This window comes from Paraclostridium sp. MRS3W1, from assembly GCF_032465715.1.
Lineage (GTDB): Bacteria > Bacillota > Clostridia > Peptostreptococcales > Peptostreptococcaceae > Paraclostridium > Paraclostridium dentum.
In genome coordinates this window covers 1-9,306 of sequence record NZ_JAWDJM010000017.1, presented here as the reverse complement: position 1 = coordinate 9,306, position 9,306 = coordinate 1, and the positions used below count along the sequence as shown (strand labels likewise).

10 protein-coding genes and 1 riboswitch are annotated in these 9,306 nt (G+C 27.4%); of the genes, 9 read left to right on the top strand and 1 reads right to left on the bottom strand.

Annotated elements, in window-relative coordinates; genetic code table 11:
* Window positions 1–34 precede the first annotated feature (34 nt).
* From RWY47_RS01295 to RWY47_RS01265, 7 genes are all read left to right on the top strand, one after another.
* Window positions 35–706: a PspA/IM30 family protein gene (locus RWY47_RS01295; RefSeq protein ID WP_150843071.1), complete on the top strand. Its 672-nt coding sequence runs from the start codon at window positions 35–37 to the stop codon at window positions 704–706.
* A gap of 143 nt (window positions 707–849) precedes the next feature.
* Window positions 850–1,524: a hypothetical protein gene (locus tag RWY47_RS01290; RefSeq protein ID WP_224170899.1), complete on the top strand. Its 675-nt coding sequence runs from the start codon at window positions 850–852 to the stop codon at window positions 1,522–1,524.
* Window positions 1,524–2,267 carry a hypothetical protein gene (locus RWY47_RS01285; protein ID WP_167402899.1) on the top strand — a complete coding sequence of 248 codons (744 nt, stop codon included), beginning with the start codon at window positions 1,524–1,526 and terminating at the stop codon, window positions 2,265–2,267. The genes RWY47_RS01290 and RWY47_RS01285 overlap by 1 nt, the downstream gene beginning before the upstream one ends.
* A gap of 80 nt (window positions 2,268–2,347) precedes the next feature.
* Window positions 2,348–2,520: riboswitch (cobalamin riboswitch) on the top strand.
* 244 nt (window positions 2,521–2,764) lie between these two features.
* The gene (locus RWY47_RS01280) at window positions 2,765–3,274 is read left to right on the top strand and encodes an ATP:cob(I)alamin adenosyltransferase (protein ID WP_224170900.1); all 510 of its coding nucleotides are present in this window, start codon (window positions 2,765–2,767) and stop codon (window positions 3,272–3,274) included.
* Window positions 3,275–3,285: 11 nt separating this feature from the next.
* Window positions 3,286–4,203, top strand: coding sequence for an ABC transporter substrate-binding protein (locus RWY47_RS01275; protein WP_332841637.1), 918 nt, complete (start codon window positions 3,286–3,288; stop codon window positions 4,201–4,203).
* Window positions 4,181–5,212: a FecCD family ABC transporter permease gene (locus RWY47_RS01270; RefSeq protein WP_150843067.1), complete on the top strand. Its 1,032-nt coding sequence runs from the start codon at window positions 4,181–4,183 to the stop codon at window positions 5,210–5,212. The genes RWY47_RS01275 and RWY47_RS01270 overlap by 23 nt, the downstream gene beginning before the upstream one ends.
* On the top strand, window positions 5,184–5,972 hold the full coding sequence (locus tag RWY47_RS01265) for an ABC transporter ATP-binding protein (protein ID WP_332840810.1): 789 nt from the start codon (window positions 5,184–5,186) through the stop codon (window positions 5,970–5,972). Before RWY47_RS01270 ends, RWY47_RS01265 begins: the two co-directional genes overlap by 29 nt.
* 27 nt (window positions 5,973–5,999) lie before the next feature.
* Here the strand turns inward: RWY47_RS01265 and RWY47_RS01260 are convergent, their stop codons facing one another.
* Window positions 6,000–6,809, bottom strand: coding sequence for a MerR family transcriptional regulator (locus RWY47_RS01260; RefSeq protein ID WP_150843065.1), 810 nt, complete (start codon window positions 6,807–6,809; stop codon window positions 6,000–6,002).
* Between the two features lie 113 nt (window positions 6,810–6,922).
* On the opposite strand from RWY47_RS01260, the gene RWY47_RS01255 reads away from it, so the two are divergent.
* On the top strand, window positions 6,923–8,248 hold the full coding sequence (locus RWY47_RS01255) for an MATE family efflux transporter (protein ID WP_150843064.1): 1,326 nt from the start codon (window positions 6,923–6,925) through the stop codon (window positions 8,246–8,248).
* 94 nt (window positions 8,249–8,342) lie between these two features.
* On the top strand, window positions 8,343–9,306 hold a 964-nt coding region (locus RWY47_RS01250), incomplete at its 3' end, for a GTP pyrophosphokinase (RefSeq protein ID WP_316030213.1).

Below are 9,306 nucleotides of genomic sequence, written 5' to 3'. Positions count from 1 at the left end.
TATATAAAAAATATGAATGGAGATGACTATCTAAATGGGATTTTTTAAAAGATTAAAAAATGTTGTGGAAGCTAAGGCAAATAAAGCTATAGAAAAGCATGAAGATCCAATAGAAATGTTAGATTTATCAATAACTAAAAAAGAAAAATTACTTCAAGATGCAAAAAAGCAATGTGCAAACTTTATAGCATCAGTAGATAACATAAGAAATGAGAAAAAATCATTAGAAGAGAAAATAGAAAAATATGAGCAAGCTACAAAAGCAGCATTATTAAAAGAAGATAATGAGAAAGCTCAAGGTTTTGTAAAACAAAAATTAGAAATGCAAGATAAATTAAATCAAACTGTAGCTAGAATAGAAGCTCAAGATAAAAAAATACAAGAAATTAAATTCAAAATAGAAGAATTAGAGCTTGAAATATCTAAAATGAAGTCTAAAAAACAAGAATTAGCTACTAGACTTGATGTAGCAGAAATAAATAATGAGATCAATGAAACTTTATCAGGATTAAGTGATGATCATGGTATAAACTTAGATGAACTTGAAAAGAAAGTACAAGAAAAAGAAAGTTATGGTAAAGCTTTAGAAACTATGAAAACAAAGAGTGAAGATGATATGCTTGATGAGTATATAAATGATTCACCAGTGGTTGATTCTAAAGTTGAAGATGAACTAGAGAGAATAAAAAGAGAAATGAATAAATAGATATACTACTAAAGGTAGATGGTTAAAAGCTATCTACCTTATTTTTACGCTTAGGGAATTATATTTAACTAATGTTTGTGGATAACTTATAGAATATAGTTATATTAATATTTAATTTGTTAATTTTTTTTAGGAGGTATAGTATGGACGAAAGAATTTTAAATGAAAAGAAAAAATACGATAAAATGTACACAGACTTAGTCTTTGCAGCAAATGATTTAAAGCAAATATTAAGTAGTGAAGAATTAAGAAAAAGGGTTTTTATAAGAAAGTTAGATGATTTGTCAGGGTATATAGCTTTTTTAAATGATTTAGAAAAAGAAGAAAAAAATGAAGATAAGAATATATTTTCTAAACTATTTAAAAAGAAAAATAATATAGAAGATGAAATACAGTCTTATTTAACTAGAGATAAAAGAGAGTCTATAAATAAGTTAGATAAATGTAAAATGTGTAAGTGTATTAATTGCGTAAATGAGTGTAATTTTAATAGATGTATAAACTGTAGAGAATTAGAATACACGTATGATTGTGATAAGAAAAAATTTGTATTTACAAAATCTACAGATATAGTAACTTTATATAATGGAGATGAAGAATTCAAGTTTGATGTTAAAGGATACTTAATAGAAATACAAGATGAAGCATTAAGTAGATATGTATATTTGGTAGATAGTAAAGATAAAGACAATCAACAACTATTAGAGTATTTTAAATTTAAAGGGGAAGAGAGTTATGATTCAGTAATAAATGGGGATGACACATCTAATTTGGATAGATTATACAATAAGTTCATAGAAATGGGGTTAAATGTATAATGAATAAATTAAAAAGAAATATAACTCTTTTTCTAACTATATTTATATTTTCTATAACTTGTGCATTTACTTTTGCAATAGAAAATTCATATGCAACTTCAAATAAAAATGCAACTTCAAAGGTTGAATATCAAGTATCTAGAGGTAGTTCTTCGCATAGTTCACATAGTTCAAGTAGATCAAGTAGTAGTTTTAAATCAAGCTCAAGTAGTTTTAAGCCGAGTTCAAGTAGTTTTAAATCGAGTTCGAGCTCTAGCAAACCAAGCTCTGGATCTAGTAAATCAAGTAGTAGCTATACAAAGCAAAAACCAAGTTCAACAAAACCTGATTCGGGGAGTTTTAGCACTAAGCCAAAACCTGAAGCAACAATAAATGAAGGAACTACTGGCAATAATTCAAATAATAATACTACAAAACCAAAATCAAGCACAACAAAGCCTGATTCAGGAAGTTTTAGTACTAAACCAAATACAAACTCTAAATCTAATCAAAACGATACTTCAAATTCTAAAAATAAAAAAAATGATGATTATGATGACTATGGTGGTAGATCTAGTAGAAGAACATACATACCACCAGCATATGGTAGAGGATTTTTTGGATTTGGAGGATATAATCCATTTAGATATATGGGGTATAGAATGGGAATTAGCCCTATGATAATGGATATAGTGATGATCATAACTGCATTAATTGTTTTATACATTATAATAGATTTTATAAGAAGTAGAAGAAACAGATAGTAATTTTATTTTACCAAATTAGAAATATATAATGAACATTATTTCATATTGTTGTATAATGGACTATATAACAATATGAAAATTAAATAGTAAGTATTAGGTGTCAATAGACTTAATAGGGAATTAGATGTAAATTCTAAGCTACCCCAGTAACCGTAAAGCTGACGAAATCTAAGTATCCACTGAGAAATTGGGAAGGATTGAGAGTAGAATGAAGCTAAGCCGGGATACCTGCCAATGCTTAAAGGCTAATTATCTTCTGAGGGTTGGATAAAGGCGATTATACACGAATAGATTAAGGCATACTCTCTGAGTATGCCTTTTTAAATTGAAAAACTATTGATATAAACTTGTATAAAAATAGGTTTTACTTAAGTTTTTATAATTAATTTATTGAAAATTATTTATTTTTCAAATAATTTTCAATAAAAGGAATTAGATAAAAAAAATAGAATTATATCATTGTTATGTAAAATCAACACGAAAGGAATGAAAAAATGTCAAAATATTTAGCATATCCATTTTTATATGATAAACCAGATGATTTAAGATGTGACTATGAAATATTTACAGATGAAATATCAAGTACAATAGGATTACTAAGAGCTTTTATAGTTGATGAAAATTTAAAAAAAGAATTAAGTGAGATAAATGAACTTGTATATCACATGAATGCATCACTTAGAACATTTGTAAGCTTAACAAATGATGAGTTAAAATGGTTAGAATCTAGAACACTATCTTACCAAGATGAGATAAAAGGTATTTTTAATAAATTTGTTTTACCTCAAGGAGGGGTTTGTGGAAGCTATGCACATATTATAAGAACAAAGTGCAAAGGATTAGTAAGGTTATTACATAGACATAAAGAAAATGGAAATGATGTAGATGAGTTATTATTTGATTTTGCAAATCTGTTATCTGGGTATTTTTTTGTACTAGCTATAAAGCTTAATAAAGATGAAGGAATACAAGAAACTGAATTTATAAGTAGAAATTATAAGTAAGGAGAATGAAAATGAAAAAAAGAATTTTAACATTAATAACTGCTTTTTTAGTAGTTATGCTGGCGGCCGTAGGATGCGGCAAAAAAGAAATAGTAGTAAAAGATAGAGAGGGAAATGATTTTACAGTTCCTAAAAAATCAGAAAGAATAATATCTACAGCTCCATCTAATACAGAAGTACTAGTTGAATTAGGACTTGCAGATAAATTAGTAGCTGTTGATAAATATTCAGCTGATATACCTGGATTACCTAAAGATATAAAATTAATAGATTTTGCAAATCCGGATGCTGAGGCTATAGTATCTTTAGAGCCAGATATGATTATAGCATCAGGACATAATAAAACGGGAAATAGTGAAGATCCATTTAAAGTAGCTAAAGAGGCTGGTATAAGTGTTGCATATATACCAAGTAGTGATAGCATACAAGGTATATACGATGACATAATGTTTATAGCTGATATAACTGGGACAAAAGAAAAAGGACAAAAAATTGTTGATAATATGAAATCTCAAGTTAATGAAATAGCTAAAATAGGAAAAACAATAAAAGACAAAAAGAAAGTTTATTTTGAAATTGGCCCAGCTCCAAATCTATATAGCTTTGGGAATGGAACATTTTTAAATGAAATGATTGAGTTAGTAGGTGGAGAAAATATCTTCGTTGACCAAAAAGCTTGGATATCACCTAGTGAGGAATCAGTTATAGAAAAAAATCCAGATGTAATATTAACTAATGTAAATTACGTTCAAGATGCAGTAAAAGATATAAAAGGGCGTGAAGGCTGGAAAAATGTAAATGCAGTTAAAAATGGACAAGTATACTTAATTGATACAAATGCATCATCAAGACCATCTCAAAATGTAGTAAAAGCGTTAAAACAAATGGCAGAGTACATAAATCCAGATGCGTACGCAAAACAAAAATAAAACTTTAGCGATTTTATCTATACCTCTAGTATTTTTTATAATCAGTATTGGAACTTCCATAGGGAGTTCCAATATTCATATATTAGATACTATGAGTATAATTTTAAATAAGGTTATAAATTTACCATTAAGAGAAGGGATAGAGGCAAAAGATATATCTATTATATGGTCACTTAGACTACCAAGAGTATTATTAGCCTTTATGGTTGGAGGATGTTTGGCAGTTAGTGGATCGGTAGTTCAGTCAATACTTAAAAATGAATTGGCATCTCCTTATACTTTAGGGGTATCGTCAGGAGCATCTTTAGGAGCTGGATTAGTTATAGTTCTTGGAATATCTATACCATTTCTCGGGCAATTGACATTGCCATTAATAGGTTTTTTATGTGGATTGATAACAGTATATGGAGTTATAGTTTTTTCTTCTAAAATAGATAAAACTATGGCTAATAATACAATTATACTAGCGGGTATGGTTTTTTCGCTTTTTGTAAATGCATTGCTAACAACACTTACAGCACTTTTTAGTGAAGATATAAAAAGTATAAGTCTTTGGCAAATGGGGAGCTTCTCTATGAAGGGATGGTCATATGTGAGAGTTTTAATTCCATTTTTAATTATAGGTGTTATTGGAATTTTAAGATACACAAAAGAAATGGATATATTAACATTTGGAGAAGAACAGGCAAAGGCAGTAGGTGTAGATACAAATAGGGTTAAAAAACATTTATTTATACACTCAGCCATTTTAACGGGAAGTGCAGTAGCATTAAGTGGAACAATCGGGTTTGTAGATTTAATAGCGCCACATATGGTAAGAAGGGTATTTGGATCAAAACATAAATATGTAATACCTATGTCTTTTGTATTTGGAGGATCACTTATGGTTATAACAGATTTAATTGCCAGAACAATTGTATCCCCAGCAGAGCTTCCAGTAGGAGCTATTACAGCAATTATAGGTGCACCATTCTTTGCATATGTGTATTTTAGCAAAGGAAAGAAGTGATGACATGTTAGAAGTAAAAAATCTTTATTGTGGTTATGAAGACGTTGATGTTATAAAAAATGTTAATTTTAAAGTTGAAAGAGGAAAAAATCTTTGCATAGTAGGACCCAATGGATGTGGAAAAAGTACGCTTTTGAAATCTATAGCTAATATAATAAAATATAAAGGAAGTATAACTATCGATGGTATGGAAGTTTGTAATTTTTCAAGGAAAAATCTAGCAAAAAAAGTAGGACTTATGAGTCAGATAACTCAAATATATTTTCCATACACCATATATGAAACTGTAGCACTTGGTAGATATGCACATTCAACGGGAGTATTTAATTCTTTAAGCAAAGAAGATAAAAAAATAGTATTAGATTGTATTGAAAAGGTAGGATTAAGTGATATAAAAGATAAAACCATAAATGAATTAAGTGGTGGACAGTTACAAAGAGTATTTTTAGCAAGAACAATTGCTCAAGATCCAGACGTTATATTATTAGATGAACCTACTAATCATCTAGACCTAAAATACCAAATTGAGTTATTAGAACATTTATCCAAATGGGCAAAAGATAACAATAAAATTGTTATTGGAGTTTTACATGATTTAAACTTAGTTCACTATTTTAGTGATGCAGTTTGTTTATTAAATCATGGAGAGATAGTTTGTTATGGAAGTTCAAGAGAAGTTTTTAATGGAGATTATTTAAAAGAAGTTTACAATATAGACATAAAGGAATTTATGTTAGAGGTTTTGGAAAAATGGAAATAAAAAAGCTTTAGCGATTTTTAAAAATTGCTAAAGCTTTTTTATTGGTATAGATATTTTTGTTATATAATCTTTTGAACTATAAGATGTTAAACTATCTAAAATACCATATTCAAAAGAAGGTCCTGTCATTTCATAACCATTTTTATTTATAGTATCTATTAGTATTTCGTAAGTTTTTCCTACGTCTTTATATTCTCCTTTGTGAAGAGTTATAGCATAAAGCCCTTCAGCTTTTTTTAAAACATTTGGAGCACTTAATTTATTATGTAGTGGGAAAAATACGGAATGAGCAGTAGTATAGTTTTTGCTAAGTAAATTTTCTAACGATATTATTGTACCTACTTGGTAGTTGTATGGATATTTATTTTTATTAACAATAGTTAACAATTTTTTAAATGCGATATCAGTTTGTAAAAGTTGAAAAGGTCCTTCTACTTTTTGTGTAATGATAAATTCAGATTGTAATTCTTGAAAGTAAACTTTATCATCATATTCATTTAAGCTTTCTATTGTTTCTATTTTATTCTCAAGCCTTGCTATACTTTTTTTCAAATTTTTAAGTTGAGATTGCAACTTGATTTTTTGTTCTTTTAGAAGAATTAATGCTTTGTTGTCATCTCTTTTAATTAAAAAATCTTTAATTTCTTTTATAGGAATTCCGAGTTCTCTTAAAACTAATATACTATCTAAAACTTCTAATTGATCAGAAGTGTAGTATCTATATCCGTTACTTTCATCAACAACTTTAGGTTTAAATAAATCTATATTATCATAATATATTAGCGTTTGTTTGTTCATTCCATTTAACTTTGCTAATTCGCCTACAGTAAAATTCAAATATATCACCTCAAATTTTATTTTAAAATTCCATTGACAATATAGTTACTATATCCTTCACAATTAATAATGTCAAGTAATATCAATTATTTAAAAAATATAGAGGTGAAAAAATGGAAGAAGTATTTGCGAAAAAACAAAATTACAAGGAGTTTTTAAGATATGTATTTCCATCCATCATAACAATGATATTTCTATCATTTTATACTACTATAGATGGATTTTTCGTATCGAGATATGTAAACTCAGATGCACTGGCATCAATAAATATTATAATACCTATAACTTGTGTAGTATTTGGTATTGCAGTTATGTTAGCTACGGGATCTGGAGCTTTAGTGGGTATAAAGCTTGGGGAAAAAAACATACAAGGAGCTAATGAGTTATTTTCATTTGTAACAGTAGTTTTAATTTCTATAGGAGTAGTACTTACTATTTTGGGAGTAATATTTTTGGATCCTATACTTAGATTCTTAGGAACAACTGATATATTATATCCATACGCAAAAACATATGGGATTGTAACTGTACTTATGACTATTCCAATGATGTTAAAGTTATACTTTGAATACTATGCTAGGGTAGATGGTAGCCCTAAAGTATCTCTTTTAATGTCTTCACTAGGATTAGTTTTAAACATAGTTTTTGATTTTTTATTTATAGTAGTGTTTGATATGGGAATTTTAGGTGCTGGATTAGGAACATATATTGCCATAACTATTTCAGGGATAATAGGAATAATTTATTTCAAAGGAAATAATTCGAATTTAGAATTTACAAAACCAAAAGCTAATTTTAAAGAACTATTTAATTCTTGTTATAATGGTAGTTCAGAGATGTTTACAGAATTATCAACAGGTATAACTACATTTTTATTCAATAAAAGTATATTAACTTTTAGCGGAGAAAATGGTGTTGCGGCAATGTCTATAATAATATATATCTACTACTTCTTTATAGCTGTATATTTTGGAATTGCAGTTGGCATAGGACCTATGATTAGTTATAACTTTGGGGCTAAAAATAAAGAAAAAATAAAAGAAAGTTTAAAACATAGTTTTGTAACAATTGGATGGAGTTCTATAGTTATCTTTTTAATTTCTATAATTGGAGGTAAGTATATAATAGCTATATTTACTAATGACTTAGAGGTTTATACTATTGCTACATCAGGTATAAAATTATTTTCATATGGATTTTTAATAATAGGAACAAATATTTTTATGTCAGGTTATTTTACAGCTATAGGGAATGGACAGGTATCTGCTATAATATCTATTCTTAGATCTTTAGTGTTTGTAGTAGCGACAATTACTATATTGCCTAAGTTCATAGGCTTAAATGGTATATGGTTAGCAATACCTATTGCTGAGTTATTGACTATATTTTTCTCCGTTATTTTTTACTTTAGAAAAGGTACTAGAGCGTATAAAAAGTAATAACTTAAATAAAATTACAATTTCGTTATTTGCTTAAACTTGAGTTTTTGTGTAAAATTTAGTTATATAAAAAAGACGCCAAGGAGAACTTATTATGAGTTTGAGAGAATTTGAATACATTGATGAAGCTGTAGAATTGTTAAATGATATAACACCAACGCTTCACATGTTATCAGAAGAACTAGTAAAATATTTTGAAGGCATATTAAATATTAACGAACAAGAATACTTAAATGTCAATTCAAGAGTAAAGAGTGAATACAGCTTAAGAGAGAAAATTATAAGAAACAAATATTTAAATAAATATAAAACACCTAAAATGTTAATACATAATCTATCAGATTTAATTGGAGTAAGATTAGAGTGTAGGTTCATAGAGGAAGAAAGAAATATATATAAGCTTTTAAAATCATATTTCAATATAAGTGAAGATCATATATATTACTATAATGAAGAAAATGAAAATATAAGAATTAGATTAGACAAAGACCAACCAAGAAAACAAAAAAATGGATTTGAAATATATAGAATCGATGGATTGTTTTTATATGGAGATAATAAAATAAATTTTGAAATCCAGATAAAATCTATGGTTAATATTTTTTGGAGTGAAATAGAACATAATGTTATTTACAAGAATAATGCATATGTTATGATGGATAAGTTTTTAAGTGATGTATTTGCATCAATAAAGACAAATTTAACACTTATAGATAATCAATTACTATCTGTTTATAAAAATTTCAGTGGAAATAATAAAGACAAAGATAGCAAAAGAAAATCTATGGAGAAGTTTTTAGCAAAGATTGCATATGATACATTTGCAGAAAAAATGGAAGCTGACATAGGATTTATAATAGATTTTAAAAAACCTTGTGAGACAATAATAAATTATTCATTCAATAAAGAAAAAGATGGAATGGATATAAGTGAAGATACTACAATAAAAGGACTTAAAAGAATAAATGAAATTTCTAAAAAAGATATAGACTTTAATTCTAAAATTAGATTTGGGAAATTACCTGAGTTTGAGGATGAATTTTGTGAAAGACTAGGGA